General features: G+C 47.0%; 30 protein-coding genes and 2 other annotated features. Of the genes, 11 read left to right on the top strand and 19 right to left on the bottom strand.

The window, feature by feature from the left end; all coding sequences use genetic code 11:
- Positions 1-23 precede the first annotated feature (23 nt).
- From ACKKE8_RS12645 to ACKKE8_RS12625, 5 genes are all read right to left on the bottom strand, one after another.
- Positions 24-1,358 carry a sodium-dependent transporter gene (locus tag ACKKE8_RS12645; RefSeq protein WP_409178461.1) on the bottom strand — a complete coding sequence of 445 codons (1,335 nt, stop codon included), beginning with the start codon at positions 1,356-1,358 and terminating at the stop codon, positions 24-26.
- Between the two features lie 63 nt (positions 1,359-1,421).
- Positions 1,422-1,659: a binding site (T-box leader), on the bottom strand.
- Positions 1,660-1,815: 156 nt separating this feature from the next.
- Positions 1,816-2,056: a binding site (T-box leader), on the bottom strand.
- A 108-nt stretch (positions 2,057-2,164) separates the two neighbouring features.
- The gene (locus ACKKE8_RS12640; RefSeq protein WP_007725848.1) at positions 2,165-2,446 is read right to left on the bottom strand and encodes a YlaN family protein; all 282 of its coding nucleotides are present in this window, start codon (positions 2,444-2,446) and stop codon (positions 2,165-2,167) included.
- Positions 2,447-2,539: 93 nt separating this feature from the next.
- A complete protein-coding gene (glsA, locus tag ACKKE8_RS12635; protein WP_409178460.1) occupies positions 2,540-3,472 on the bottom strand; it encodes a glutaminase A in 933 nt (310 codons plus the stop codon).
- Positions 3,473-3,550: 78 nt separating this feature from the next.
- On the bottom strand, positions 3,551-4,726 hold the full coding sequence (locus ACKKE8_RS12630; protein WP_409178459.1) for a MalY/PatB family protein: 1,176 nt from the start codon (positions 4,724-4,726) through the stop codon (positions 3,551-3,553).
- A gap of 120 nt (positions 4,727-4,846) precedes the next feature.
- A complete protein-coding gene (locus ACKKE8_RS12625; protein WP_409178458.1) occupies positions 4,847-6,373 on the bottom strand; it encodes an AbgT family transporter in 1,527 nt (508 codons plus the stop codon).
- 405 nt (positions 6,374-6,778) lie between these two features.
- Here ACKKE8_RS12625 and ACKKE8_RS12620 point away from each other — a divergent pair, with 405 nt between their 5' ends.
- Positions 6,779-7,288, top strand: coding sequence for a hypothetical protein (locus ACKKE8_RS12620; RefSeq protein ID WP_409178457.1), 510 nt, complete (start codon positions 6,779-6,781; stop codon positions 7,286-7,288).
- A gap of 76 nt (positions 7,289-7,364) precedes the next feature.
- On the opposite strand, the gene ACKKE8_RS12615 is transcribed toward ACKKE8_RS12620, so the two are convergent.
- A complete protein-coding gene (locus ACKKE8_RS12615; RefSeq protein WP_007725857.1) occupies positions 7,365-7,502 on the bottom strand; it encodes a sporulation histidine kinase inhibitor Sda in 138 nt (45 codons plus the stop codon).
- 279 nt (positions 7,503-7,781) lie between these two features.
- On the bottom strand, positions 7,782-8,993 hold the full coding sequence (locus tag ACKKE8_RS12610) for an ornithine--oxo-acid transaminase (protein ID WP_409178456.1): 1,212 nt from the start codon (positions 8,991-8,993) through the stop codon (positions 7,782-7,784).
- 196 nt (positions 8,994-9,189) lie between these two features.
- Between ACKKE8_RS12610 and ACKKE8_RS12605 the strand changes: the two genes are divergently transcribed.
- Positions 9,190-10,608, top strand: coding sequence for a sigma-54 interaction domain-containing protein (locus ACKKE8_RS12605; RefSeq protein WP_409178455.1), 1,419 nt, complete (start codon positions 9,190-9,192; stop codon positions 10,606-10,608).
- A 540-nt stretch (positions 10,609-11,148) separates the two neighbouring features.
- Positions 11,149-12,537 carry an amino acid permease gene (locus ACKKE8_RS12600; protein WP_409178454.1) on the top strand — a complete coding sequence of 463 codons (1,389 nt, stop codon included), beginning with the start codon at positions 11,149-11,151 and terminating at the stop codon, positions 12,535-12,537.
- Between the two features lie 282 nt (positions 12,538-12,819).
- Here ACKKE8_RS12600 and ACKKE8_RS12595 read toward each other — a convergent pair whose 3' ends face one another.
- Positions 12,820-14,037: an MDR family MFS transporter gene (locus tag ACKKE8_RS12595; RefSeq protein WP_409178453.1), complete on the bottom strand. Its 1,218-nt coding sequence runs from the start codon at positions 14,035-14,037 to the stop codon at positions 12,820-12,822.
- 133 nt (positions 14,038-14,170) lie between these two features.
- Between ACKKE8_RS12595 and ACKKE8_RS12590 the strand changes: the two genes are divergently transcribed.
- Positions 14,171-15,052, top strand: a complete 882-nt coding sequence (locus ACKKE8_RS12590) for a LysR family transcriptional regulator (RefSeq protein ID WP_409178452.1) — start codon at positions 14,171-14,173, stop codon at positions 15,050-15,052.
- An 8-nt stretch (positions 15,053-15,060) separates the two neighbouring features.
- Here ACKKE8_RS12590 and ACKKE8_RS12585 read toward each other — a convergent pair whose 3' ends face one another.
- Positions 15,061-15,729: a phosphatase PAP2 family protein gene (locus ACKKE8_RS12585; RefSeq protein ID WP_409178451.1), complete on the bottom strand. Its 669-nt coding sequence runs from the start codon at positions 15,727-15,729 to the stop codon at positions 15,061-15,063.
- Positions 15,726-16,178, bottom strand: a complete 453-nt coding sequence (locus ACKKE8_RS12580) for a DUF188 domain-containing protein (RefSeq protein ID WP_409179107.1) — start codon at positions 16,176-16,178, stop codon at positions 15,726-15,728. Before ACKKE8_RS12580 ends, ACKKE8_RS12585 begins: the two co-directional genes overlap by 4 nt.
- 69 nt (positions 16,179-16,247) lie before the next feature.
- Here ACKKE8_RS12580 and ACKKE8_RS12575 point away from each other — a divergent pair, with 69 nt between their 5' ends.
- Complete coding sequence (locus tag ACKKE8_RS12575) at positions 16,248-16,574, top strand: hypothetical protein (protein ID WP_409178450.1); 327 nt, start codon at positions 16,248-16,250, stop codon at positions 16,572-16,574.
- A 67-nt stretch (positions 16,575-16,641) separates the two neighbouring features.
- Here ACKKE8_RS12575 and ACKKE8_RS12570 read toward each other — a convergent pair whose 3' ends face one another.
- The gene (locus tag ACKKE8_RS12570; RefSeq protein WP_409178449.1) at positions 16,642-17,562 is read right to left on the bottom strand and encodes a S8 family peptidase; all 921 of its coding nucleotides are present in this window, start codon (positions 17,560-17,562) and stop codon (positions 16,642-16,644) included.
- Between the two features lie 187 nt (positions 17,563-17,749).
- Between ACKKE8_RS12570 and ACKKE8_RS12565 the strand changes: the two genes are divergently transcribed.
- Positions 17,750-18,022, top strand: coding sequence for a stage VI sporulation protein F (locus ACKKE8_RS12565; protein ID WP_409178448.1), 273 nt, complete (start codon positions 17,750-17,752; stop codon positions 18,020-18,022).
- A 114-nt stretch (positions 18,023-18,136) separates the two neighbouring features.
- Here the strand turns inward: ACKKE8_RS12565 and ACKKE8_RS12560 are convergent, their stop codons facing one another.
- From ACKKE8_RS12560 to rnz, 4 genes are all read right to left on the bottom strand, one after another.
- Positions 18,137-18,226, bottom strand: coding sequence for a YjcZ family sporulation protein (locus ACKKE8_RS12560; RefSeq protein ID WP_106652846.1), 90 nt, complete (start codon positions 18,224-18,226; stop codon positions 18,137-18,139).
- A gap of 128 nt (positions 18,227-18,354) precedes the next feature.
- Positions 18,355-19,011, bottom strand: a complete 657-nt coding sequence (locus tag ACKKE8_RS12555; RefSeq protein WP_409178447.1) for a YczE/YyaS/YitT family protein — start codon at positions 19,009-19,011, stop codon at positions 18,355-18,357.
- Between the two features lie 26 nt (positions 19,012-19,037).
- Entirely contained in the window at positions 19,038-19,262 is a 225-nt protein-coding gene (locus ACKKE8_RS12550; protein WP_017247910.1) for a hypothetical protein, read from the bottom strand.
- Between the two features lie 44 nt (positions 19,263-19,306).
- Positions 19,307-20,263 (bottom strand): ribonuclease Z, encoded by a 957-nt coding sequence (rnz, locus tag ACKKE8_RS12545; RefSeq protein WP_409178446.1) that lies wholly within the window; start codon positions 20,261-20,263, stop codon positions 19,307-19,309.
- Positions 20,264-20,389: 126 nt separating this feature from the next.
- Here rnz and ACKKE8_RS12540 point away from each other — a divergent pair, with 126 nt between their 5' ends.
- From ACKKE8_RS12540 to ACKKE8_RS12530, 3 genes are read left to right on the top strand one after another with little or no spacing between them, the layout of a single operon-like run.
- Positions 20,390-21,382, top strand: a complete 993-nt coding sequence (locus ACKKE8_RS12540) for an ABC transporter substrate-binding protein (RefSeq protein WP_409178445.1) — start codon at positions 20,390-20,392, stop codon at positions 21,380-21,382.
- A gap of 6 nt (positions 21,383-21,388) precedes the next feature.
- Entirely contained in the window at positions 21,389-22,189 is an 801-nt protein-coding gene (locus tag ACKKE8_RS12535) for an ABC transporter ATP-binding protein (RefSeq protein WP_409178444.1), read from the top strand.
- The gene (locus ACKKE8_RS12530) at positions 22,170-22,976 is read left to right on the top strand and encodes an ABC transporter permease (RefSeq protein WP_409178443.1); all 807 of its coding nucleotides are present in this window, start codon (positions 22,170-22,172) and stop codon (positions 22,974-22,976) included. Before ACKKE8_RS12535 ends, ACKKE8_RS12530 begins: the two co-directional genes overlap by 20 nt.
- 79 nt (positions 22,977-23,055) lie before the next feature.
- On the opposite strand, the gene ACKKE8_RS12525 is transcribed toward ACKKE8_RS12530, so the two are convergent.
- The 3 genes from ACKKE8_RS12525 to ACKKE8_RS12515 all read right to left on the bottom strand — a co-directional run bounded on the left by ACKKE8_RS12525 (position 23,056) and on the right by ACKKE8_RS12515 (position 24,913).
- The gene (locus tag ACKKE8_RS12525) at positions 23,056-23,442 is read right to left on the bottom strand and encodes a VOC family protein (RefSeq protein ID WP_409178442.1); all 387 of its coding nucleotides are present in this window, start codon (positions 23,440-23,442) and stop codon (positions 23,056-23,058) included.
- Between the two features lie 65 nt (positions 23,443-23,507).
- Complete coding sequence (locus tag ACKKE8_RS12520; protein ID WP_409178441.1) at positions 23,508-24,467, bottom strand: tetratricopeptide repeat protein; 960 nt, start codon at positions 24,465-24,467, stop codon at positions 23,508-23,510.
- Between the two features lie 71 nt (positions 24,468-24,538).
- Entirely contained in the window at positions 24,539-24,913 is a 375-nt protein-coding gene (locus tag ACKKE8_RS12515) for an ATPase (protein ID WP_409178440.1), read from the bottom strand.
- Between the two features lie 167 nt (positions 24,914-25,080).
- Between ACKKE8_RS12515 and ACKKE8_RS12510 the strand changes: the two genes are divergently transcribed.
- Both ACKKE8_RS12510 and ACKKE8_RS12505 read left to right on the top strand, forming a co-directional pair.
- Positions 25,081-25,524 (top strand): DUF2621 domain-containing protein, encoded by a 444-nt coding sequence (locus ACKKE8_RS12510; protein WP_088907049.1) that lies wholly within the window; start codon positions 25,081-25,083, stop codon positions 25,522-25,524.
- Positions 25,525-25,588: 64 nt separating this feature from the next.
- Positions 25,589-25,831, top strand: coding sequence for a hypothetical protein (locus ACKKE8_RS12505; RefSeq protein ID WP_409178439.1), 243 nt, complete (start codon positions 25,589-25,591; stop codon positions 25,829-25,831).
- Positions 25,832-26,036: 205 nt separating this feature from the next.
- Here ACKKE8_RS12505 and ACKKE8_RS12500 read toward each other — a convergent pair whose 3' ends face one another.
- A complete protein-coding gene (locus tag ACKKE8_RS12500) occupies positions 26,037-26,636 on the bottom strand; it encodes a DUF502 domain-containing protein (RefSeq protein ID WP_409178438.1) in 600 nt (199 codons plus the stop codon).
- Positions 26,637-26,731: the final 95 nt, after the last annotated feature.

The following is a 26,731-nucleotide window of genomic DNA, read 5'->3' as shown; positions in this document are numbered from 1 at the left end:
CTGTGGCGAAGCCTTTCGTTGTCTTACCAGATACCCAGCATTTTCAGGAAAACTGCGAGAATCGCAATAGGTGCTACATATTTAATCAGGAGAAGCCAAAGGATAAACAGGCGTTTGCCCAGAGAAGTATGCGCCTCCAGCTCGTTTATCAAGGTCTCCCGCTTCATTTTCAAAGGAACGAAGATTGAAATGAGCAGCGCTCCCATCGGCATCAAGATATTGCTGACCAAAAAGTCCATTGCATCAAAGATAGACTTGCCGAACAGCGTAACCTCGCTCCATACGCCGAATGACAAAGCCGACGGAACACCGACGATAAAAATCAACAGACCAATCACCCAGGCGAGACGCTTGCGCTTGGCTTCGTCCCCTTTTGCCAGAGAAGCAACGATAATTTCCAGCATCGAAAAAGCCGAAGTCAATGTAGCGAAAAGGAAAAGAGCCAAAAAGATTAACAGAAAAATGCTACCGAAGGCAATTTGTTCAAACACAGAAGGCAGTACGATAAACAGTAATCCCGGCCCTGCTGTTGGCTCTACTCCAAGGGAGAAAACGGCAGGGAAAATCGCCAAACCGGCAAACAGCGATACGAGCAGATTCAAACTGACAATCGATCCGGCAGAACGAACCAGACTTTCGTTTTTGGCAAGGTACGAGCTGTACGTAACCATGACGGACACCCCGACGCTCAGCGCGAAAAAGGATTGACCCAATGCGTACAGGATTGATTCAGCAGTCAGCTTGGAAAAATCGGGACGCAGAAAGAAGGAAACGCCCTCCATCGCCCCATCCAACGTCAAGGAACGAACCATCAATACCATGAATAAAAGGAACAAGCCAGGCATCATGTACTTGTTAGCGGACTCAATTCCACTCTGTACGCCTCTCGCGACTACCCATGCGGTAATGAGCATGAAAACCAACTGGGCAACTACTGCACTAACAGGATCACCGATAACGTCACCAAACACTTTGTCATAAGCCGGCCCTTGCAATTGACCAGTAAACCCGCGAAGCAGATAACTAAGAATCCAGCCTCCCACCACACTGTAAAAGGACAAGAGCAAGAAGCAAGTGATCACCCCAAGGCGACCGATCCAATGCCAGAGTGACCCTGGTGCAATTGTTTTATATGCACTGATCGCCTCTTTTTGTGTACTGCGTCCGATTGTGAATTCTCCTAGCAACAGCGGTAGACCAATTGCTAGCGTAAAGATGATGAATAGCAGAAAGAACGCTCCACCACCGCTCGTTCCGACCATATAAGGAAATTTCCAAATGGCCCCCAGTCCGATCGCCGAGCCTGCTGCTGCCAAGATGAAGCCGAGCCTGCTCGTCCATTGTTCGGCTTGTTTCATAGTTTTCACCCTCCAAAGATATTCTTTTTATGCTCAAAAATGGGTACAAAAAAACCCGCCCCAAAAAGGGACGAGTTATTCATTTCTCGCGGTACCACCCTACTTAGACATCCCCTATAGGCGATGCCTCGCTTCGTCATTGATAACGGGTATGACCCGGACTCTCCTACTGGCGGCGCCTGCGTTCAGAGGTCAGCTCAAGAGTGAATTCAACGGGGCTTACATCAGGCTGCTCTCAATCTATGGCAGCCTTCCCTGTCATGCAGCAGGTCCGTTTACTAGTCTCTGTCCTTGCTTGTTTCTATGATTCGGTTGTTGGGCGTCTTGCGAAAATAAGAAAACCTCTACCGAGGCCTCTTCAGGGGGAGCTACCGCGCTTTAACGGAAAGTTTTCATGCGCTCCGGAATTCATAAGCATACGTTTATAAATTCCTATACGTAAAAAAAACCCGTCCAAAAAAGGGACGAGTTATTCGCGGTACCACCCTGATTAAGTGCACGGGATACAAATTCCCTACGCACTTCTCTCCATCATTGATAACGGGAATGACCCGATTCCTCCTACTAGGCAAAAAGCCATTAAGAGGGCTGCTCAGGAGGGAATTCTACGGGGCGCGCTTCAAAGCTGCTTTCAGTCTAAGGCAGCTTCTCCCTGACAAGCGGTGATTCCGCGTACTAGTCTCCGTCATTGCATTTCAAAATTTATAAAAAATTATAGAGTTTAATTTAATATAAATATACGAAATAGGCAAGTGTTTTTTCTTTCAACAAAATGAAAAGCGAGGATAATCGCCGCTCTCCTCGCCTTACTTTTGATTAAACAGTTCATGAAGATGGGCCAATTTACGTTCCAATGAACCCATAATTTCTCGACCAATGTCTTCGCTAATCAGTCCTAAGCGGACCGCGTACTCTACTTCACGAGAAAGCCCGAACATTTGGGTATCCAGTACTTCTTCATACAGTGGGCACTGCGGCATGGTCAGGTTTTCCATCTGTACGTCGATCAGCTTGTAAATTTTGTCGGCGTCTGCTTGAAGCAACGCTAGCGCTTTTTGTTCCAGATCGGGAACCTTAATTTCTGTCAAAACCTATCCCTCCGTTTGCCTCCATCCTTATCATACATAGTACGCGATTCTGGGCCATTTGAAAAGGGGAGAAGACAGATCAACTGCAAGAAGCTAAAAGATACCAAGCTTCCACTCTTTTGAGAGCAGCTCCAGCAGCTTGACACCCGCTACCGAATTTCCTTTATCATCCAAAGATGGACCGAACACACCAATCCCCATGCGATTAGGCACGGTTGCCATAATACCGCCGGCAACCCCACTTTTTGCGGGGATTCCTACGTCAATCGCAAACTCACCGGAGGCATTGTACATCCCACAAGTCACCATGAAGGTCTTGCAGATTCGCGCTACCTCTTCTGGAATCACCCGCTCACCCGTATTCACAAGAATTCCATCTGCTGCAAGCACCATCCCTAGTGTCGCTACTTCCTTCGCTGTCACTTCTATCGAGCAATGGCGAAAATACAAATCAAGCGTCTCTTCTACATCCGTTTCCAGTATGCCACTGTCCTTTAGAAACCAAGCGAGGGCACGATTGCGATCAGCCGTTCTCTTTTCAGAACAATAAACAGCATGATTAATAGAAAGATGAGGATTCCCCGTCATTTTCCGCATCAAAGCCAGCACAGCATCTAGCCGTTCATCCACGTTGGCACCCCGAATCATGCCCGCAACCGCAATGGCTCCTGCATTGATCATCGGGTTCAGTGGTTTATGGGATTCGGTCGTCTCCAGCTTAATAATCGAATTAAACGGGTCTCCAGTTGGTTCTTTCCCCACATGCCGAAATACGTGTTCCTTCCCGTTCTGGCATAAGGCGACGATCAGAGAGAATATCTTGGAGATACTTTGCATCGAGAAAGGCACATCTGTATCCCCAGCAGAAAGGATCGTCCCATCGGGCAAGCATACAGCCACTCCCAATTGATGTGGATTGACTTTTGCCAATTCAGGGATGTAGGAAGCTACACTCCCCTTGTTTGTATACGCAAGTGATTGGTTGCGTACTTGCTCCAATTGTTCGGACGCTTGTTTCAAATCCATCGAAAAACCCCTCAGTCTATTACGTCGATGTATATAGATTCGATTGTAGATTTCTACATGAGACATGTCAAATTATCCCTACTTCTGCACGGCGTGCTCCAATCGTTGCATCGCTTCAACTAGAATCGATCTCGGGCAAGCAAAATTGATTCGCATGAACCCTGCACCATCCGGCCCAAACGTCGTGCCATCGTGCAAACCGAGCTTTGCATCCTCGCGAATGAGCTTGTTCAACTCCTGCTGACTACGCCCTAGCTGTCTAAAATCCATCCACCCCAAGTATGTCGCTTCCGGAAGTGCCATGGATACCCCAGGAATACGAGTCGATAAAAACTCATGCACATAGGCTGCATTCTTACGTAAGTAGATCAACAGTTCTTCCAGCCATGCTTCTCCATATTGGTAGGCAGCAATCGTTGCTTCCATCCCAAACAGATTCAGATTCTCATAGCCCATTTTGGATGCTGTGATGGAAAAGTTCCGCAATAACTGCTGATTTTCTGTCATCAAATAGGAAGTATACAAACCAGCCAAATTAAACGTTTTGGCGGCTGATAGGAAGGTCACACTCTGGTTGGCTAATTCCGGTGCTAGCGAATAGTAAGGCGTATGAACATTTGGCTCATAGACCAAATCCGAATGAATCTCATCCGCAACCACAATCACGCCCTTTTCTACACACAATCCTCCCAAGCGCTCCAGCTCTTCTCTGGTCCATACTCGCCCGATCGGATTGTGCGGTGTGCAGAGCAGCATGAGCTTCACCCGCGGGTCGCTCAGCTTTTGTGCGAGATCATCCCAATTCATTTCATAACGGCCGTCTCGCTCCAAGAGTGGGCTGGTAACGACGTGACGTCCGCGATTTTCGACAGCATGATAAAAAGGATGGTACACAGGCGTCTGGATCAAAACACCATCTCCCGGGGCTGTAAAAGCCTCTACTGCTACGTGAATGCCGGGAACGACCCCAGGTATACCTGTCATCCAGCTCTCTTCTACCTCTACACCAAATCGCTTGTGTATCCACTCTTTCAAGCTCTGATAAAGGGCATTTGACTTCAACGTGTATCCATATATCGGGTGACTTGCGCGTTTGATCAGTGCCTCTGTGATTTCAGGAGCGCAAGCAAAATCCATATCCGCTACCCAGAGCGGAAGCATTCCTTCACCGTTCACTTTTGGATTCTGAATCTCCCATTTGACACTATCTGTCCCTCTGCGTTCGATGCGCTGATCAAAATCGTACACTTTCATTCCCTCCCTTATTCCCTTCACATACACACAGCATAAACCGTCTTTTTCCAATTGTCCAAGCTTCTAGTGTACAAAAAAAGAGCCGCCCGGATGAGCGACTCTTTCCTTACTATGAATAGATTAGCGAGTGTATACGCCAGGACCAAATGGGAGGTCGAGGAAGTACCATGCTGTCAATTGCAAGATCCAAACGACCAGGAAAACGATTGCAAATGGAGTCATGGTTGAGAAAATCGTTCCCATTCCTGCATTCTTGTTGTACTTCTGATAGAAGGCCAGGAAGAGCGGGATGTACGGATTCACAGGAGAGATCGTATTGGTTGCAGAGTCCGCAATCCGATATGCGACTTGGATAAACGCTGGATTGTAATCCAACAGCATCAGCATTGGCATGAATACAGGTGCGAGGATCGCCCACAGCGCTGAACCACTCGTGATAAACAAGCTACAGATAGCTGTAAAGAGTGTAAAGGCAATAATGATCGGCAAGCCTGTCAAGCCCATGTTTGTCATGAATTCCGCGCCATTGACAGCCATCAAAATACCAATGTTGCTCCAGTTAAAGAACGCGATGAACTGTGCTGCTGTAAACGCTAACACAATAAAGCCGGACATATCCTTGATTGCTTCGGACATGTAATGCGGAATGTCCTTCGATGTTTTAATCAATCCCATTGCTCTACCGTACACAAACGATACGGTCACGAAGAACAACAGGATGATGGGAATGATTCCTTTCAAAAACGGCGATGTCAAGAAGTCACCTGTCTTTGGATCACGCAACAGTGAACCTTCCGGAACGACCAGCAATCCTACAATGACTACGAAAATCAACGCGGCGATACCCGCTTTGCGCAGTGCTTTGTTTTCTTGAGGTGTTACTTCTTCGAATTGTACATTTCGATCGCCGTGATACGTGCCAAGACGTGGTTCGATAATTTTATCGGTAATCCATCCTCCAAAGAAAGCGAGGATGACAACGGAGGCTGACATGAAGAACCAGTTATCTACTGGTGTAACCATTGCATTCGGATCAATCGTTTTCGCTACTTCAGTACTGATCCCTGCCAAGAGAGCATCTGTACCGGCAATGAAAAAGTTCGCTGTAAAACCGGAGGATACACCAGCCATACCAGCTGCAAAACCTGCAATCGGGTGGCGCCCCATTGCCAAGAACACAAGACCGCCAAGCGGAGGAATAATAACCATGGCTGCATCAGAAGCAAGATTTCCTAATATACCGACAAAGACAATTGCATAACTGACAACCGATGCCGGAATGCCTGCCATCATTTTGCGTAGAACTGTCGTCAAAAGACCGATTTTTTCTGCCAGTCCAATTCCAAGCGTCATCGCCAGAACGAGACCAAGTGCTGGAAATTCAATAAAGTTTTTCAGCATACTCGTTAAAATCCAGTGAATCCCTTCGACGCTAAGCAAACTCTTAACGGCAACCTCTTCGCCTTTTGCAGGATGCATAACCGAAAAGTCCATGGCTGCGAGGATTGCAGAGACTACCATCAATACACCACACAAAATAATGAACAATACAAATGGATGCGGGAGCTTATTCCCTACCGTTTCAATCCACTTTAGGATACCTTTTTGCTTCATCAGATCTGCTTGCACATTCGTGCCTTTCGCCATAGTTTCGCCCCCTAAGTCGTTTGAATTCCCTGAATGTTCCTGCGGCTTTGCAACCATCCTCGGGATGAATGATGTGGTCTTCCTTCTCTAGCGCTCATCGCCGTTGATGGTTCAGCGGGAGAAAGACAAAGTGAGCTTCCTTTTTTCGTGAAAGCCTTTCCAAGAATCGATAGGCTTGTACACAATGCCTTTTATCTGACCCTAACTTTTCAGTCGGAGTTCAAATATAGCAGGCAAAGTTCACTCTCACATAATAACTTTCTAATATGATTATATAATCTATAAAATGCATGTCAATAATTTTTAGACTATTTTATGAAATTTTCGCTTTTTAGATAATTGCTGTCATTTGCGTGTCTATAGTAATATAGAGATTGATTATGAATGATCACGGAGGAATGACGTATGTCTGATGTTATCGTGTTCAAAGGGGCTATTGCTTTCCCTATTACATTGGATCCAACCGTTTGGGTTTTTGATGAACGCAAATTCGATCTGAAAACATACTCGGGCGAAGATGATAGCTCGCTGGCTACACAAGCAAAGTATTTGGCTGGAACGGGGACGCAGTGGGATAAGGAATTGCGCGAAGGGGCTACGCTTCCTTCCGAACGAAAAAGCTTAGCCGAAGAACGTAAAGTGCTCGAAGGCGAGTACGGAATCCGTCTTGATCCCTTCATTACAAATGCTGAGCCCCTGCCAGAGGTGACTCATGTCCGTCTTCACCGCGAGGATCAGGAAGCGATCGTTCTTCCACTTGCAGAGGCAAGAAGAGCCATCCTCCAATTCTCCAAAGACGGCAAACCTATTAAAGAGAATGGTCCTGTGTACTTTTATTTGCCGGAAGTGTTGCTGGCAAATGAAGCACCGATCAAAGGAATTACCGCTTTGGAGTTTATCACAGAGCAAGGTTAAGATAACAAAAGCCATCCTCCTTCTAAAAAAGAGGATGGCTTTTGCCATATGTTACGTATGTGTGATGATTTTGCTCTTAGGCGCTGAACTGCGTGATACGGATATTCCGATGCTGTAGTTCTTCGCGAAGCAATTCGATAAAAGCTGCATCTAGTTGAAGGTCGACAGCTCGATGATATACTTCTATCAACATTTGGTCACTTAAGTATTTCACCTTTGCTCACCTCCATCTCTAATATGAGCCCATTGTAACAGAAGCGTTTGTATCGAACAATCGTTCGGATATCCACAAGCATTGTGGACATCTTGTTGGTAACATGTGGGCAAATTGTGTGTAACTTATAAGTATCCAAGCATTTCCTTTGTGGATGTTTTTTTCCTTTTATCCACAGTCAGTCGGAATTTGTCGAACGAATGATATGACTATTCTGTCATAATGAGCCCACATAAAAAAGCCACCCTGTACTGTACAGGATGGCTTTTGTCGTTGCTATTATGCGTTTGCAGCTTCTGTCACGTGCAGAACTTGCTTGATGCGATCAATTGCCCAATCCAGATCTTCTTTGCTGATGACGAGTGGCGGTGCAAAACGAATGGTTGTCTCATGTGTTTCTTTGCACAGGAGTCCCAGTTCTTTTAGTTTTTCGCAATATGGACGAGCTGCTGTTGTCAGCTCCAAACCAATGAACAGACCACGACCGCGAATGTCCTTGATGATCGGGTTGTTGATTTCTTTCAATTTCTCCATGAAGTATGCGCCCATTTCCAGGGAGCGTTGTACAAGACCTTCATCAGCCAATACATCCATAGCTGCGATGGCAACAGCACATCCGAGTGGATTTCCGCCAAAGGTAGAACCGTGGGAGCCTGGCTCAAATACGCTTAAGATTTCTTTATCTGCTGCTACTGCGGAGATCGGGAACACGCCACCACCAAGAGCTTTCCCCATGATGTACATGTCTGGCACTACATCTTCCCAATCGCTGGCAAACATTTTACCTGTGCGACCGAAGCCTGTTTGGATCTCGTCGCTGACCAAGAGTACATTGTTTGCTTTACATACCTCTTGTGCCTGCTTCAAGAAGCCCTCTTGCGGAATGATGATCCCTGCTTCGCCTTGGATCGGCTCCAGCATGAATGCTGCTGAATTTGGAGTAATCGCTTGCTTAAGCGCTTCGATATCGCCATAAGGAATGATTTTGAACCCAGGTGTGAATGGTCCGAAGCCACGTCTGTACTCTTCTGCAGAAGAGAAGGATGTTACTGTGACAGTACGACCATGGAAGTTGCCTTCACATACGATGATTTCTGCTTGGTTCTCTGGTACTTTTTTCACGTCATAAGCCCAGCGACGAACCGCTTTGAGTGCTGTTTCTACTGCTTCTGCACCGGTGTTCATTGGTAGGATCATTTCTTTTCCTGTCACTGCAGAGAGCTTTTCGTAGAATTCACCCAGTTGGTCATTGTAAAAAGCACGGGAAGTGAGCGTTACTTTATCTGCTTGATCTTTCAGAGCTTGGATGATACGTGGATGACGATGCCCTTGGTTCAGCGCAGAATATGCACTCAGCATATCCAGATATTTATTGCCTTCCGGATCGTGTACCCATACGCCTTCTGCTTTGGAAATAACGATCGGTAGCGGATGATAGTTGTGCGCACCGAATTTTTCTGTTTGTTCAATAACCACGTTTGTTTTACTCATGTCGTTAGCCTCCTTCAAGATCACTTGCTAAAATTATCTAGCAAGAACGATGCCAAATAGGAAAACCCCATAAAGTCGATCCAATCCGATCAGATGAGCAAAAAAATTTTGCATCTCGCATTCATATTCTTTTGCAGTGCATAATGTTTTTGCACTCATTCCCTTTATGCTATGATACCCTCATAAGGAAAGGCTGGTGACCACGGTGTCGTCTTCTAGGCAAAATTCTTCAGCTGACACTCTCTTGCGCATTTATGAACATATTTTGGACAGAATGAATGAAGGTGTACATGTCATCGATTCGGACGGGACAACGATTGTCTACAATTCCAAAATGACCGACCTGGAATCTATGACCAGACAAGACGTTTTGCACAAACCTTTGGCAGAGGTTTTTCAGTTCCCGTCTGGACAGGAAAGTACCTTGCTCACATGCTTGCGTACTGGAAATAGCATTCGCAATACACGCCAAACGTATTTCAATGACAAGCAAAAAGAAATTTCAACCATCAACAATACGTACCCCATCATTGAAAATGGCAAAATCATTGGCGCAATGGAAATCGCAAATGATGTTACCAAAATGGAACGATTGATCAGAGAAAACCTGCTGCAAAAAAACGGGTCACGCTACACATTCGAGCACATTATCGGGAGAAGCGGTCCTATTCTCGATGTCATAGAGAATGCCAAACGCGCAGCACGCACCTCCTCCTCCGTATTGGTCGTCGGTGAAACTGGTGCCGGGAAAGAGCTGTTCGTGCAAAGCATTCACAATGCCAGTCTGCGTGCTTCTGGTCCTCTTATTTCACAAAACTGCGCTGCGCTTCCGGATAGCCTGATCGAAGGACTTTTGTTTGGAACTGCTCGCGGAGCATTTACCGGCGCAGTAGAGCGACCTGGATTGTTTGAGCAAGCGGAAGGCGGAACACTTTTTCTCGACGAAATCAACTCGCTTAGTATGCCACTACAGGCAAAATTGTTGCGTGCTCTGCAAGAGAAGTCGATTCGACGTATTGGTGACACAAAGGATCGGTCGATCAATGTACGAATCGTTGCCGCTATTAATGAAGATCCTGTTGAGGCAATCGCCAATTCGCATTTACGAAAAGACTTGTACTATCGCCTCGGAGTTGTCACGTTATTTCTCCCCCCGCTTCGGGAACGCAAGGAAGATATTCCGATGCTGGTCAGCCATTTTATCGAGAAATACAATGAGCTGTTCCAAATGGAAGTAAGAGGTATCAGTGACGAGGTTCTGCAATTTTTTATCCAGCATGACTGGCCTGGCAATGTGCGAGAACTACAGCACTTGATTGAGGGGGCCATGAATCTGATGATTGACGAATCAACCATCCGCTATGAACACTTGCCCTTACACTTTTTGCGTCGTACGCCAGCCGCTTCCGTAACGATCGAGCAACCCTCCCCTCATACGTTGCCTTTTGTGGATGAAGGAAAGCCGTTGAAGGAAACCATGCAAGAATTTGAAACAGCATATATTCATCATGTTGTGGAACGCTATAACGGAAATATTTCAAGAGCAGCCAAGGAATTGCAAATCAGTCGTCAGAGCTTGCAATATCGTTTGCGTAAGCTGGGGATTAAAGGATAAAGACCTTTTGGTTTGAGTCAACATAGTGGAGGAGAAGAAAAAGCACAGTTCTCTTCGACTCTGACACGCCAGCAAGGGTGATTCACTGTCCGTCTCCATTTCAAAAAGGGGACCGTCGAGCCAAAGCCACCCTACGGGCGGACGTTTCTCAAGGAAGAAGTGTTCGACAAGCGTGGTCCCCTTTTTGAAGTTCCGACTGGGTAGGCGTTGTCAAGGTCTACGAGCTCTGTGCTTTTTCTTCTCACCAGCTTTTTTGGTTCATCGTTACCTTGCTAGAAGCTTGCAAGTTCATCTCTTAAGATGTTTTCTATCAGTCCAGTTATTACCTTATCATTTTTAATAAACGCCAAGAGATTTGGCGTTTTTTTAATTATTTTGCATCAACCTGCCGAATCATTTTGCACTTTTTGGTAGGATATACCTCAAAAATAATATTTTCATAAAGTATTTCATTTGGTATCATTCTTGCAGAGCATATATGGCTATCGCGCTGAAAACGCATACATCCATTTAACATACTCGCGTGAAGGAGAGGGTTATATGTCCCAAAGCAACATGGAACAGCACAATCAATTGAAACGCACGATGAACAGCAGACACCTCTTTATGATTTCTCTTGGCGGCGTAATCGGAACCGGGTTATTTCTCGGATCAGGTTATACAATTAGTCAGGCAGGACCAGTTGGTGCCATTCTCTCCTATTTAGTCGGCGGCTTTATCATGTACCTGACTATGCTATGTTTGGGCGAGCTGACAGTTGCCATGCCAGTGGCCGGTTCGTTCCAAACATATATGACCCGCTTTGTTAGCCCAGCACTTGGGTTTGGTGTAGGCTGGTTGTATTGGCTTGGTTGGGCCGTGACCGTTGCTCTAGAGTTGTTGTCATCAGGATTGCTGATGCAACGATGGTTCCCTGACTCACCTGTTTGGATGTGGTGCGCGATCTTCGGTGTAGTGCTCTTCTTATTAAATGCTTTATCTGCTCGAGCGTTCGGTGAATCTGAGTTCTGGTTTTCCAGCATTAAAGTAAGCGCTATCATCTTGTTCATCATCTTGGGTGGAGCGGCGATATTCGGCCTCATTGACCTGAAAAACGGTCAGCCTTCGCCAATGCTCTCCAACTTTACAGAAAGCCCGCTTCTCCCCTTTGGAATCACAGGCTTGCTGATGACGATGATCACCGTGAACTTCTCCTTCCAAGGTACCGAGCTGATCGGGATTGCGGCTGGAGAAAGTGAGAACCCAGAGGAGACGATTCCGAAAGCCATTCGTACGACGGTTTGGCGAACACTCGTTTTCTTCATTCTGGCGATTGCTATCGTGGCAGGGATGATTCCACACCAACAGGCGGGTGTGATTGAAAGTCCGTTTGTCGTCGTATTTGACAGTATTGGGATTCCTTATGCGGCTGACATTATGAACTTCGTTGTCCTGACAGCCCTTCTGTCTGTGGCCAACTCTGGTTTGTACGCAGCAACTCGAATGCTTTACTCCCTGTCCAAAGAAGGAATGGCATCGAAAAAGCTAGGGGCCGTAAATGGAAAAGGGATTCCGATGAACGCTTTGTTGATTACGTTTGCAATTGCTCTCTTGTCTCTTCTGTCCGGTATTTTTGCAGAAGATACGGTGTTCATGGTACTGCTGTCCATCGCTGGTCTCGGCGCACAGGTGGGGTGGATCTCCATCTCCGCTTCGCAGCTCGCTTTCCGTCGCCATTACCTGAAAAATGGAGGCAAGCTGGAGGATCTGAAGTTCCGTACACCTTTGTACCCGATACTGCCTTTGATTTCCTTGATCTTGAACTTGCTCGTTCTCGTGAGTTTGGCATTCGATCCAGAACAGCGTATCGCGTTGTACTGCGGAGTTCCGTTCATGATTATTGCGATATGCGTGTATCAATTCCATTTTAAAAAGAAACTCGAAGCATAAATCAAAAAGAAAAGCTTGCAGCCCCCTCTTTCAAGAAGGGACTGCAAGCTTTTCATGTTTTATATGCGATGCGATAGGCTTGGCAATGCTACAATGAGATTCGGACAATTTCCGTAACGACTACCATGGCAAAGACTGCAAATCCAAGGGAACTCGTTACCAGCAACATGCGCTTCAGCTTTTTCATATCTTCCATAAAATTCCCTCACTTTCTTGCGCCAATCATCTCTATCGTTATATACGTGTGAACGATGGAAAATGTTTCATTTCGCCCAAAAATATTTATGAGCGAGCTATTTTCTTCAGATCATTCCCGATTTGTCCGGTTTGTTGTTCCATACGATGCAGCATCCAGGCCACGCAAAACCCAATGACCAAACAAATGGACCACGGCAGCCACGGCGTTTGCAAGCGCAACCCTACATCGTACACCCATCCTCCTGCTATTTGACCGAACGAGCCCCCGATGGCAATCGAATACCCGTTGAAGCCATAATAGGCGCCAACCAAGTCCTTGGGAGCAAAACGCGGAACGACATCCACCAGATTCGGAACAGCAATCATGGTACCCAGAGCAAAAAGGAACACATCCAGGAGAATGAGCCACAAGGAATCGGCAAATGTGAACAAAAATAGTCCCACACTCATAAACAACGTCCCGATGCCAATCAAGGTAAGCCTTTGCTGATAACTCTCCAGCAATTGTGTCACTTTCATTTGAAATAAGATCACAAACAGCGAGAGCGCAGAAAGCACGATCCCTACATTCACCTTGCTATGCGTAACATTTTCAACAAACAGCGGAATCGTTAAAAACACCTGCATATTCAAGTAATAATACCCCATCAAAATAAAGGTATATCGTACAAACAGCTTGTCCTTCACTACCGTGGACATACTTTCCCATATACTATGCCGTGTATTAGTGGCGCGAATTGGTGGGAATAAAAAGAAGATCACGATTGCATTCACTCCGAAAACGGCCCCTGCAAACAACGAAATGTACGTAAAATCAATAGCCGAGAGTGCTGTCCCCACGATTTGGGAACCGACAACCGCAATATTGCCAAGCACATTGCGAAGGGAGAATACTTCTTTTCGAATGGCCTCAGGTGTAATAATCGCATAGGCAGCAGAGCAAGCAGGCTCAAACAACGCCCCACCCAATCCAGAAAGAATCGCGGCAACAAAAAAGTGCCACGCCTCGGTACAAAAAGCGAACATCGCAAAACCAACGGCACGTACGCCCAATCCAAGGAACATCGCTCCTTTGTAACCGAAGGCATCCGCGATCACACCGCCTAAAAAGGCAAGACCTTGCTGGGAGAACTGTCTGACACTCAGGACAATCCCCGCCATCGCCAGTGTCCAGCCGATGCTGCCCGTCAAATACAAAGTGAGATACGGGATTAATGCATAAAAACCCATATTCATCATAAAAGATGTGCTTAACAAGAGCTTCACTGAAAAGGGCGTTTCTCGCCACCATTCCCACTTCATCCCAATACCCCTCGCTCTCCCGATACCCACATGAAATAAGGATATCCCCAGCTTAGCGAACAGGGTATAATTTGGGAAACGAACATTTTTGTATATGGTAATCAAATATTTAGATAAGAGGGATTCCAACTGTATGGACTTCGAACAATTACGCGCTTTCTACACATTGGCCCAAACGAAAAATTTCACCAAGGCTGCGGAAATGCTCCACTTAGTCCAGTCTACGGTGACAATGCGAATCAAGCAACTGGAAGAAAAAGTTGGCAAACCTCTTTTCATTCGTGACAAAAGAAGTGTTGAGATTACCCAGGCCGGCTTAACCCTTTTACCGTATGCAGAGAGAATCCTCAAACTGTCCCATGAAGCCCTAAATGAAGTCGCTTCACTCCAGCCTTATGAAGACTATTTATCGATCGGCAGCTTAAACGCGATCTGGACTTCCACCCTCGAGCCGATCTTGAAAGAGTACCACTATCGGTATCCACAAATTGCGATCAGCACAAAGACAGGGCACTCGTCCGATGTCATCCAGTATTTGCTGGACAACGTAATTCAAATCGGAATTGTGTACGTTCCCCCATCCTTGCCCAACTTTGACGTTATTCCAACGTGGGATGATGAAATTGTCTTGGTTTGCTGTCCAGAGAGTCCCGTTGCCACATCTACACACGTCGATTCGCGCGAGCTACGCAATTTGCCACTACTTTACATGAATTGGGGTCCTCCTTTTAACGAGTGGATTAGACAGACACTACCGCGTAATTACGTACCCAAGCTGACAGTAGACAAAGCGGAGCTCGCCATCGATCTGATCAAAGAAGGTCTCGGCGTGAGCTTGTTGACGCGCTCTACTGTCAAAGCCGAGCTTGCGGCAGGTACCTTGAAGGAACTAATCATAACAGGCAATAAACCTCCCAAACGATCGGCGTACATCGTCTTGCCAAAGGACAAAAAAAATAAACCCAGCGTAGAAAAATGGCTGAGTTTAATGAGTGAATTAGGGTATTCCACCTAGCTTGCTGATTACCTGGACTGCGGTATGGGGTCGACGACCGTGCTTCGTCTCCCCATCCATTCTTCATAGCCAAGACGAAGGAGAAAGTACCAGCTCATCGACAGGAAAAAACCGGTAAGCACATCACTTAAATAATGAACGCCCAAGTACACACGGCTGAACGCCAGCAATACTACGAACATGAAAACCGCAGGCTGCACGAGCGATGACCATCTTTTCTCCGCAAACCATTGGGCAATCCAAAACGCGACCATGCAATAAAAGGCTGGTCCAATCATTGCATGACCACTCGGAAACGAAAAGGACTCCGGCAGCTCAATCAGATTGACGCCACTCGGTCTGGGTCTCTCAAAGAACCGCTTTAAAAGCTCATTCGCTACTTCGCTGACACCAAGGGAAATGAGAACAAACATTGCCTCCACACGATATCTCTTTATGTATAGGACAACGAACATGATCACCGCTACAGGTACAAGGAACATGCCCCCGCCAAGATTGGTTACTAATCGGAAAAAAGCAGTCCCAACATCCGAGCGAATCGACTCCGCAAATGCGATGGCAGCTTGATCCATACCTGCCACTTCCCCTGCCACGTAGAGGGCAAACATGATGGTGGCAAGTACTGCAAACGTAAGTGCTCCGCCTACATATCCATTTTTTCTAGTTGTCTGATTCATTGTTGATCTCCTCTTTCCATCAAAAAGCGCAAGGAATCAGCAAATCGCTGATCGTCTTCACGCGTGCGAGCAGCAGGCCCCTTCGTACGACCTCCCCCGCGCCGATATCTCGCTTTTTCATTTCGTTCTTCCAAATGAAATGCAATCCGTTCTGGGTCAAAAACCATCCCGTGTGGTGTCAGGGCGTGGGCTCTCTTCCCGAGAATGAGCGCTGCCAGACCAATATCCTGCGTCACCACGACATCCCCTGAACTCGTTTCGTTCGCCAGCTTCATATCTACCGCTTGTGGGCCGGCATCTACCGTTACATGATTTGCGTTACCGATTTGATGATTATAACTGGCAAAGGTCAAACAAATCCAGTCGAGCTCCTTGCACAATGCTTGGGCAGTTAAGAGTGCCTGGCGCGGACAAGCATCCGCATCGATAAGAACACGTCCTTTTGACATGGTTGCTCCTTTCATGTGTATTTCTCTCCCCGTACCGATTCATTTTTGGTATGATGGAGGTGGAGAGGAGTGAGTTCACCTTTGCGCTATCAATTTATCCATGATGAACGGCTAGGTATACGACTTCCCGTGCTGCATCTGGAATGGGAAGATTATTCGAATGTAGAGAGAGCTGACATGTTGCTGGAATGGGAAGAAATCCGTGCGACTATTCCGGATCAAATACACCGGGTAGAGAAGGTCATCATCGAGAAAACCAAACAAATGTCCGAAGAAGAAAATTTCGTAAGATCTTGCGAATTGAACAGCGAGATCCACGAATTGGCCAGTGTTATTAACGATCTTAATATATGGTTCCGTGTCCAGCAAGACCATGACACCAAAATCCATCAATAATTCGTTTATAAAAAACAACAGCTCCTTGGCTTATTTTTAGCCTCGGGGCTGTTTTTTCGTAGGAACGCTATGCTTTTTTTCGCTTGCGACCAATTTCTAACGCCTTCAGCCCTGCTACATGCGGGGCAGCCATCGAAGTGCCATTCAGCTTTTTAAACTGATTTCCCGGCCACGTAGACAAAATATCAACCCCGGGTGCCTTCATATTTACGCCCTTGCCTCTCGCACTGAACGATGCCAATTTTCCCGTTTGATCAATCGCACTAACCCCTAAGACACCATCGTACCGCGCTGGATACTCCGCTTCTCCCCCTCCGTTGCCTGCAGAAGCTACCAGTACGATTCCTTGCTGATGGGCCCGACCAACTGCTCTCGCCATTGCTTCGCTATATTGGGGCATGCCAAAGCTCATGTTGATTACATCCATCTTATTGGCAATTGACCATTGCAGGGCCTGCAAAATGGTCGACAAAGATGATTTACCCTCATGATCAAAAGCCCGGACGTCATACAAATGGGCCTCTGGAGAAACTCCGACAATTCCTCTTTGGTTCATCTCAGCTACGATGATCCCTGCGACATGCGTCCCGTGTCCATTTTGTTTACCGCGCACTAGCTGGATGCCACCCTTTATTTGATCCCTCAAATCAAAATGATCGCGGGAGATTCCCGTATCGATGACAGCGACCTTGACGCCTGCTCCACGCCCCTTTCGCCACAATCTCTGAGCCCCCACATATCGCACGCCCCACGGGATTTCATCCTCCCCTTCCGCATGGACGCTTACGGTAATGTTCTCTTCCACCATCGCTTTATACCTTCGAAAAAGCTCCTCATGCTGCTCAAAAATCTTTTGTTTGACACACAAGCAAGAAAGGTCATCATAGCATCGCCATGGAAGTCTCTCGGTTTTGGTCAGAACCTTGGTTTTCAAATCTGACAGTATCTCGGTAAATGGCGTATCCCGATGAAAGCTGACAATTTTCAACCCACTAGCCTCCTGTCATGCATCGTTCTGACTCATCCTATGTCACGGCTCCCTCTATGGGTTTGGGCCATTGCACAACGTTGAGCAAAATAGGCGAATAGCCGCGTGAATCTGTCCAAGCGAACTCCCTTGCTTTTCCATATAACTGCATAGGGCAGGCGTATTCCTTTGAAAGGAGCGAAGCATCATGGCAAAAGCAAAAGGAAAAGCAAGTGCAAAGGTTAAGCTCAAAGCGAAGGGCAATCCACGCGACTTACTGAAATCCATCAACAAGAAAAGCAAGAAAAAATGGACGATGGGCGATGTACGATCGCTGGCAAAAGACTTCTCCATGAAGGACTTGAAGGATGACAAGAAATTAAGCGAGTTGATTAAAAAAGTCAGCAAGGCGGTCGGAGTCAAATTATCCGACCAGCAAATGTCCAGTGTAAAAAAACAAGTGCATGATCGCCTCGGATAAGAAATGTCTCCCCTTGGCTTCGCCGCTCTTTGGCGAGGCCTTTTTTTTGCAAAACAAAAGAGAGAGCGAAAAATCGCTCTCCCTCCTGGCGAACCCTAATGCCCAGTGTTTTCGTTAGTCGCAAGCGCAAGCAACAATAACGAGCAATACGAACAACACCAGTATTAAAGCAAAGTCGTCAAATCCTCCGTTGAACAGACTCATTCGCTTTCCCTCCTTTACCAGCAACTAGTCATACTGTATGTGCGAATGCTCAAGGATGATTGGACCATCGCCTATACAAAACCGTTTTTCCCGGTTTTTTACACAGTTACTGGCAAATTGAATGGAGATTAGCTCGCTTGTCTTTCAACTGGCTCTGGCAGACCATACTGCTTTTTCATAACTTGACGCCAAAACGGAATCGTCCGTTGAATCATCGGTCCCGTTAACAGCGCTATCAGTATCGTGCCGATTGACACAGGTCCACCCAAAGCAGCCCCTGCAAGTAGGACGGTTACTTCTATGATGAGGCGGACTCGCTGGATACTCCAGCCAAGACGCTCGTTCATAGCCAGCATGAAGCTGTCGCGCGGTCCTGCCCCAAGAGAAGGAGATAAATACATCCCGATCCCGACAGCCAATACAACAACACCTGCAAGAAACATCAAGAGCCTCGCCCAGATAGATTGCAGCTCAGGAATAAAATCTAACCATAAGATAAGATCGAGAAATACGCCAAAGCAAATCATATTTAAGAACATTCCAAAATTAGGCTTCATTTTTGCCACAAAATAAGTGGCGAAAATGACAACGACTCCTACGATCTGAGACCATAGGCCGATCGTTAATCCAAATGTTTTTTGCAGGCCGATATGAAAGGTTTCCCACGGTGCTACGCCGAGGTTTGCTTTGATGGCCAGTACCGTACCGAATGCACCGAAGAATAAGCCCAGTACAAACATCATGTAGCGAACTATGATCGACCTGTTGAACCCTCTGCCAGACACGTCTGCTCATCTCCTGACGATGTGGTTTACTTCCAGCCTGCAATGACTTCGTAAAAAAGCCCGTCCTTCCGGTAGTACGCTTCGGATTTGGAGAAGTTCAGGTAGGTCTGTGCCTCTGCAAGTTGCTCTCCCGTCAAAATGACCTGGCGTTGCTTATTCACATCGTCTCGATATTCGACGACGAGGCTGACTTCTTCCGACTGACAATGTTGAATAAGTTCTTCTGGTGTAGCAAAAGTAATCCGTTTCATGCTTCCCCCACCTCCTCCATCGTGATCATTCATTATAGCAGGGATTATGGCTTTCTCCCATCGTTTCTCTCTCTCTTTACAGAAATGCTGCCAAGATCATCAGCCAATTGGGTCGCCGGAAAAATTTGTTGTGCTTCTGCCAACAGATCCTCCATCGAAAAATCCCCGTCTTCATCTTCATAACGTGGACTAAAGTGGGTCAGACACAGTTCTTTCACGCCCGCTTCTCTGGCAATTTGAGCCGCCTCACGTGCTGTGGAATGCCCGCTTCTGGTCGCGAGCTCCTTGTCATGATGGGCGTAGGTCGCTTCGTGGACGAGCAAATCCGCCCCTTTTGCCAGCTCCACAACCGCTTGGCTCGGCTCCGTATCTCCACTGAAGACGATTTTGCGTCCTGGCTGCGGCTCTCCAACGAAGTCCTTTCCGTCCAGAACACGACCATCCTCGAGTGTGACCTGTTCTCCTCTTTTCAAGGCTCCAAATAGCGGCCCTGACGGCACCCCGGCCTGCTTTGCCAGTTCTACTTGAAATGCTCCTGTCTTTTCCTTTTCCATCACAGCATAAGCAAACGAAGGCACGCGGTGTTTTGCCATCCGACAGCTCACCATGAGCTCTTCGTCCTCGTAGATTACGCCCTCACTGACGATTTTTATTTCCAAGGGATATTGCAAATGAACCGGACTTGCCTCCATGATCGCTCGAAAATATCGGTCGAGCCCTGGTGGTCCGTACAGCTCTAACGGAGTCGGTTCGGTATTGCGCAAAGACCGGCTCGCAAGCAGTCCAATCAGTCCGTACAGATGATCCCCATGCAGATGGGTGATAAAGATTTTATCCAATTGACTAATTTTCATCGGTGCTCGCAGTAGCTGGTGCTGAGTCCCCTCCCCGCAATCAAACAACCACCACTTGCCTGCCTGTAAAAATCGCAAACCGATCCCACTCACGTTTCTTCGCGTAGTGGGTGCACCTGAACCGGTGCCTAAAAATGTAACGATCACGCTATGCCCATCTCCTTTGTGGCCTTCCCTCATCATGTGCCTGTCTCTATCTCTAGGCATTCACCCTTTTTTGTCTGGGCGCATAGCCTACAACATACAAAGCCTAGCAAGGAGGGACTCCTAATCATGAAACGATTTTTGGCGCTGGGGCTGGCCGCTTTTCTCGTTATGACGGCCGTCTTGACTGGCTGCTCCAGCACTCCCGAAAAAATAAGAATTGGTGAAGTGACTCGTTCTTTGTTTTACGCCCCGCAATATGTCGCTCTTGAAAAAGGATTTTTCAAGGAAGAAGGTTTGGAAGTGGAGCTCTCAACCATACCTGGCGGAGATAAAGTGATGGCAGCTCTGTTATCTGGCGGCATCGAGGTCGCGCTCGTCGGCTCCGAGACCAGCATCTACGTCTCTCAGCAAGGAGCTGCCGATCCAGTTGTCAATTTTGCACAGCTCACACAGACGGACGGTACTTTCCTCGTCTCCCGCAACAAAATGGATGACTTTACTTTCGAAAAGCTAAAGGGCAGTGTCTTCTTGGGTCAACGTAAAGGCGGCATGCCGCAAATGGTCGGAGAGTATGTACTCAAAAAGCACAATATCAATCCGCAAGGCGACCTGGAACTAATTCAGAATATCGAATTCAAAAATATTGCGTCTTCCTTCGCATCTGGTACCGGAGACTATGTACAGCTGTTTGAACCGGAAGCCTCCCGCTTTGAACAGGAAGGAATCGGCCATGTCGTCGCCTCTTTTGGCAAAGAAAGCGGAACCGTTCCTTACACAGCCTTTATGACAAAACAAAGCTATATCGACAGCAACGCAGCAACTATCCAAAAGTTTACCAATGCAGTCTACAAAGGGCAACAGTGGGTTGCCAGCCACAGTGCAAAAGAAACAGCTGATGTGATTGGTAAGTACTTCGAGCAAATCGATCCAAAGATTCTGGAAATCGCTGTACAGCGTTACTTGGAGCAGGGCTCCTATGCTACCGATCCCATTCTGGACGAAAAGGAATGGAACCAGCTACAAGATATTATGGATTCCGCTGGTGAGTTAAAGCAACGTGCTGATTACACCAAGCTGGTAAACACCACTTTTGCTATCCAATCCAAGGAAGGGAAATAGGCCGTCATGAAGATTTCTTCTACGCCGGCAAAAATAGAACTCGGCCACGTGACCCATCTTTATTTATCCACGACCAGGGCGTTCATGGCGGTCCAAGACATTAACCTGCGCGTGGAGGAAGGCGAATTCATTTGTCTGGTTGGTCCCAGCGGTTGTGGAAAGACGACGCTGCTCTCACTTATTGCAGGGCTTGAGAAACCGACAGCAGGCAAGGTGTGGATCGACGGAAGAGAAGTCAACGGAACGTCTAGGCAAGTTGGCTACATGCTTCAGCAAGATTATTTGTTCAACTGGCGCTCCATCGAAGATAACGTGTTTCTCGGACTCGATATCCAAGGCATCCGTACCAAAGAAACAGAAGAGTACGCCCTGCATCTGCTGGATGAAATGGAACTGTCTGATGTGCGCAAATCCTCTCCCCTGCAGCTGTCGGGCGGCATGCGGCAACGGGTTGCACTCGTCCGAACACTCGCCTGTCAACCTGATGTGCTGTTGCTTGACGAACCATTTTCTGCATTGGACTACCAAACCAAACTCAAGCTCGAAGACTTGATCTTTTCAACACTGCGTCGGCATAAAAAAACGGCAGTCCTTGTGACACATGATCTCTCCGAATCGATCGCGATGGGCGATCGCGTTTATATCTTTTCACGCAACCCGGGACGCATCAACAGCGAGATTGTCGTACCCAGTCCGATCCGGGATGCTCTGCCATTTGACGCCAGAAATCATGATGGATTCCAAGACTTGTTCCATCGTGTGTGGAAAGAGATGGAGGTAGTATCTGATGCAGCCAAAGGAAATTGAATCCGTCCACCGTCGCTACTTGCAGCTAGAAAAGCGTATGAGCTTTTCCGTCTTTTCCACTCAACTGTTCCTCTTTCTCGTTTTTCTCGGCTTGTGGGAGCTCTTGGCTCGAACAAACACCATTAATGCACTCATCTTCAGCTATCCCTCCAAGATTTGGGCTCAATTTTGGTTGCAGCTGCAAGATGGCAGTCTTCTCCCGCATGTCGGCTTGACCGTATGGGAAACGATCATCGGCTTTCTCTTAGGAACGATTCTGGGAACCGTCATGGCTACGATCATATGGTGGTCCCCTTTTCTCTCCCGCGTACTAGAGCCTTATCTGGTTATTGCCAACAGTATGCCAAAGGTAGCCCTCGGTCCGGTTTTCATTGTCGGCTTTGGTCCAGGTTTGCTCTCCGTCATAGCCATGGGGTGCGCGATCTCGGTCATCATCACCACGATCAACGTCTATACCAGCTTCAGGGAAGTCAATCAAAATTACGTCAAAGTCGTGCAAACACTCGGAGGGAGCAAACGGCAAATCTTCACGCTCGTCATTTTGCCAGCTACCATTCCAACCCTTCTCGCAACGCTGAAGGTGAATGTCGGACTTTCGTGGGTGGGCGTTATCGTCGGAGAGTTTCTCGTATCCCAGCAAGGCTTGGGTTATTTGATCATATACGGCTTCCAAGTGTTTAATTTCACCCTGGTCATGATGAGCCTCGCTATTATCGCGGTCATCGCTACCCTAATGTATCAAGGAGTAGCCTATATAGAGCGGCGGCTCACCAGCCAGTTCAAATAGATGGCTTCTAAAAAACGGTGCCAACCATCTACCGGGGATGATTGCACCGTTTTTCATGGAACAAAATGTCCTGAGGAGGTTAGGGGGCGACGATCTCGACCTTTATTCTATCGGGGTCCTCGAAAAACAAGGCATAATGCCCCTCGCCTCCAGCATGCGGATGCCGATCCTGATAGAGCAAGGTGATGCCGCGACGAGCAGCTTCCTCCCGCAGCTTTTCCACATGTTCTCGATCCCGTGCGTAAAATGCCAGATGATTCAAACCGACACGACACCGATGATACGGAATGTCGAGGAATCGCTCTTCTGCCTGGACAAAAACCAGATAGGTACCGTTCTGTTTCCAGCTTACCCCACTGGCCCATTCTTGATATCGCGTATAGCCCAGCTCCCCTTCCAGCAACCAGCCCCAAAAATCTTTGGAGCGCGCCAGATTGGAGACATACACTTCCACATGATGCAGCATCGCACACTCCCCCTTCTTATAGAAAAACGCCCAACAGTGAATTGCCGGGCGCTCTAGCTATCGATTTACTTCCAAAACTTCCACTTGCTCTTCTTCGTCGTCGGATCGTCCAGCTGGTTCTCGACGACCTTCTGTTGCGCGGCTGCTTCTACTTCGAGCGCTCCAGGTACTCGATTCAGGAAGTGATCGACCATAGGCTTGTAGTTATCTGGCAAATGCTCTTGCATGCTACGCAAGATGACGATTGCCTTTTCCATTTGATCGGTTGCCAACAGAGCGTTGGCATAGTTGAAGCCTGCATACGGATACGGGAAATGTGGCGTCCAGAACTTTTCACAAATCTGAATCAATTGATAGACATAACCTGCTTGTCCCAATTCACCAGTCACAGTCATGACGACCTCAAAGCGGTCCTTCGCTCCTTCAATCGCAACCGTGTACCATTTCATCGCATTCAGGAGGTCCTCCTCCGTCAAAGCAAGACGAGCCAGCTGAAGCTGTGGTCTCCAAGCGCCGTCTTTACTTGCCAGCGCCTCCAGCTGCCCTTTCAGCTCATCCTTTTTCCCTCTTTGCAAGAAGCTCTCGACAAACATGTTCAAGCCATTTTCTTGATTCGGGTCTTTGTGCAAACCTGTATGTAGGGTGTCGAACGCTTTTGGCTCATCTCCCTCAAACGCGAAGATTTTTGCCAAATTGGTGCAAGCCGTACCCGAGGACGGGAATCGTTCCAGACAATCTGTCAGGATTTTTTTAGCGCTTTCAAACTCTCTCGCCTGCATATGAACGACTGCACGGAAAATGAGAGCAGACTCAATTGGCCCGTATAATTCGAGAAGCCTGTCGGCAGCGATCTGGGCTTGCTCATGAAATTGACCCTTCACCAACTCCATCGCAAAATCGCGAAGCTTATCTTTTTCATCCCAGTACTTATCCAGATTTTGCGGAATTATTTTTTTCTGGTAATCCTCTCGGGACATATCGATGGTTTGACCAAACTCATTGGTAAACGTCACAAATTCAGACATGAAACAGCCTCGCTTTCATTTCCTCACAAAAGTTTCAAAAGAACGATTCTCCACACAAGGAAAACCGCCAATTAGATCCATGCTTTGATATTTACTTTACGGATAAATTCCTCCATTGATTCCTTCGCGGGTTCGTCATTTGCCTCTTCTGCATCTTCCATGCCCATCAGTTGTCGAAACAGTGCTTCGTTCCTTGTCGCCAATGCAAAATCAAGTAAAGCCTCTTGCGAGATGCGATTTGCTTCTTCCGCAAGCAATTGCTCCTCCAAGGCGATATCTTCTTCTACAACGGCGATATGCTTATCAATTTTCGGAATGCGTAAAACCCAGGAAAATGCGCTGTCCGGATTGCGGTCACGAGCAATCAGGTAACCGTATTCACCCATAGGCAAACCTTGCTCGAAGGAGTCAGCAACAATGACGACGCGTTGTCCAAGCTTGAACATGAGCGTCAACTCCCAATAAAGATTAATTCTAATCATACTAAATTGTATGTGTTCTTGGGAAGAGCAAACCCCAAGGATAGGTAAACGCACAAAAAGTTTGTTGCTCGAACCAAAATAAGGTACAATTTTTACTAGTGAATGGATATTGGTAATGAGGTGTACAAGGTATGGGTGAAATGTCTACAGGGTTTTCCCTGTTTATCGTTGGCTGGACCATTGTTCTCGTAAGTCTTATGGCGATTGGCGGGTATTTCATGTTCCGCAAATTTCTCAAGTCCATGCCCAAGCAAGACGGAAAATCTGACTTGGATTGGCAAGATCATTACATTGATCAGACACGTTCGCTCTGGACAGATGAGGGTCTGACCTTGCTCAATGAATTGGTTGATCCTGTGCCACAGTTGTTTCGTGATGTTGCGAGACGTTCCATCGCAGCGAAAATCGGCCAGATCGCGCTGGAAGAAAAAGCAACCACCATTACAACAGATTTGATTGTAAAGGGCTATATCGTAGCAACCCCCAAGCGTGACCACAAATGGCTCATTGCCCACCTGAAATCCAAAGAAATCGACTACACACCCTATGAGAAATATTTGAACGCCGAGGGATAATTGAAACTTCCTGTGGAGTCATCCGTAAGAAAGGGTAAGACCTTTTGGCAAGGAGACGATGTGGATGTCAGTCCTACTCACGATTTTGGGGATCGGTTTCGTTATATTGTTCGTTGCGATTGTCATTGTGGCGGTCCTCTTTAAGAAAGGCGCTCGGTTCTTGTGGAAAATGACCGGACGTGGCTATCACAAGTACAGCAGCAGCGATTACCGATATCGGCCTTTATGGAAGATGGGGCATCGAACATACGGTCATCGTCACTATCGTCGCAAATATTCCAGCCATAGTGGATTTTTTAGCAGCTAACATTATTGAAATGAGAAGGCACTCAAACTCGTTTGAGTGTCTTTTTTTTGTGTAAAATGTTGGAACAAAGGTGTGGTTCAAAGTTTATGGGAATACCACCTCTGACAACGATCGCTATAAATTGAGAAAACACTAAAGAAGCTCCCAAAAATCAAACAACAAACCTCCAAAACCACAAGACTCGTGGCGCTGGAGGTTTGTTTTTTTAAGCATCGCTGCTTTTTTTGTTTACGTTTTGCGGCCCTCCGGATACTCCACCCGATACCAGGAATGCCATGACTTCTGAGCTTTCCGTATCAAGCAGCTGTACCTGATCGCTCGGAAACAACAGGAGATTTCCTGCAAAATTGTACGACTGTGGCAAATAGACCGCTACGTGGTCTGCGAGTCCGAACGAATCGAGGCTTTCCTTTGTGATAAACCCAATTGCCTTCGCATTTCCATCCTTTGATAGCGTCACGAGCACCGGCTTGTCGAAGCTCTTCTTCTCCCCTACAAACGCTCCGATCAAATCCTTGATGGATGTATAAATGAGTTTGATAAACGGCACTTTCTCGAAAACAGTGGACACGAGCGAAAGCACTCCGCGTGTCAGCACATTGGATGCAAGGAAGCCTACAATCGTGATGCCGAGTATGGTCAAGAGGAAGCCAAGTCCTGGAATTTGGAGGTTAAACCACTTATGGACCAGCAGATAGAACCAGTTATCCACTGTCGTGAAAATCCAGTACAAAATATAAATCGTCACTGCCAAAGGAATGACAAACAATAACCCCTCAAAAAAATAGCGAATGAAACGCTTCATCTCTCTTCTCCTCTCCCCTAACCACTTACCGTAATTATTGTACCTGATTGGATTGCCATCTGCTATGATGAAGAAAAAAAGCGAAAGTAGGGAGA

The sequence above is a fragment of the Brevibacillus fortis genome, assembly GCF_046196545.1.
GTDB classification, from domain to species: Bacteria; Bacillota; Bacilli; order Brevibacillales; family Brevibacillaceae; genus Brevibacillus; species Brevibacillus fortis_A.
The sequence above is the reverse complement of the archived record's forward strand: the minus strand, read 5'-3'. Positions and strand labels throughout refer to the sequence as shown.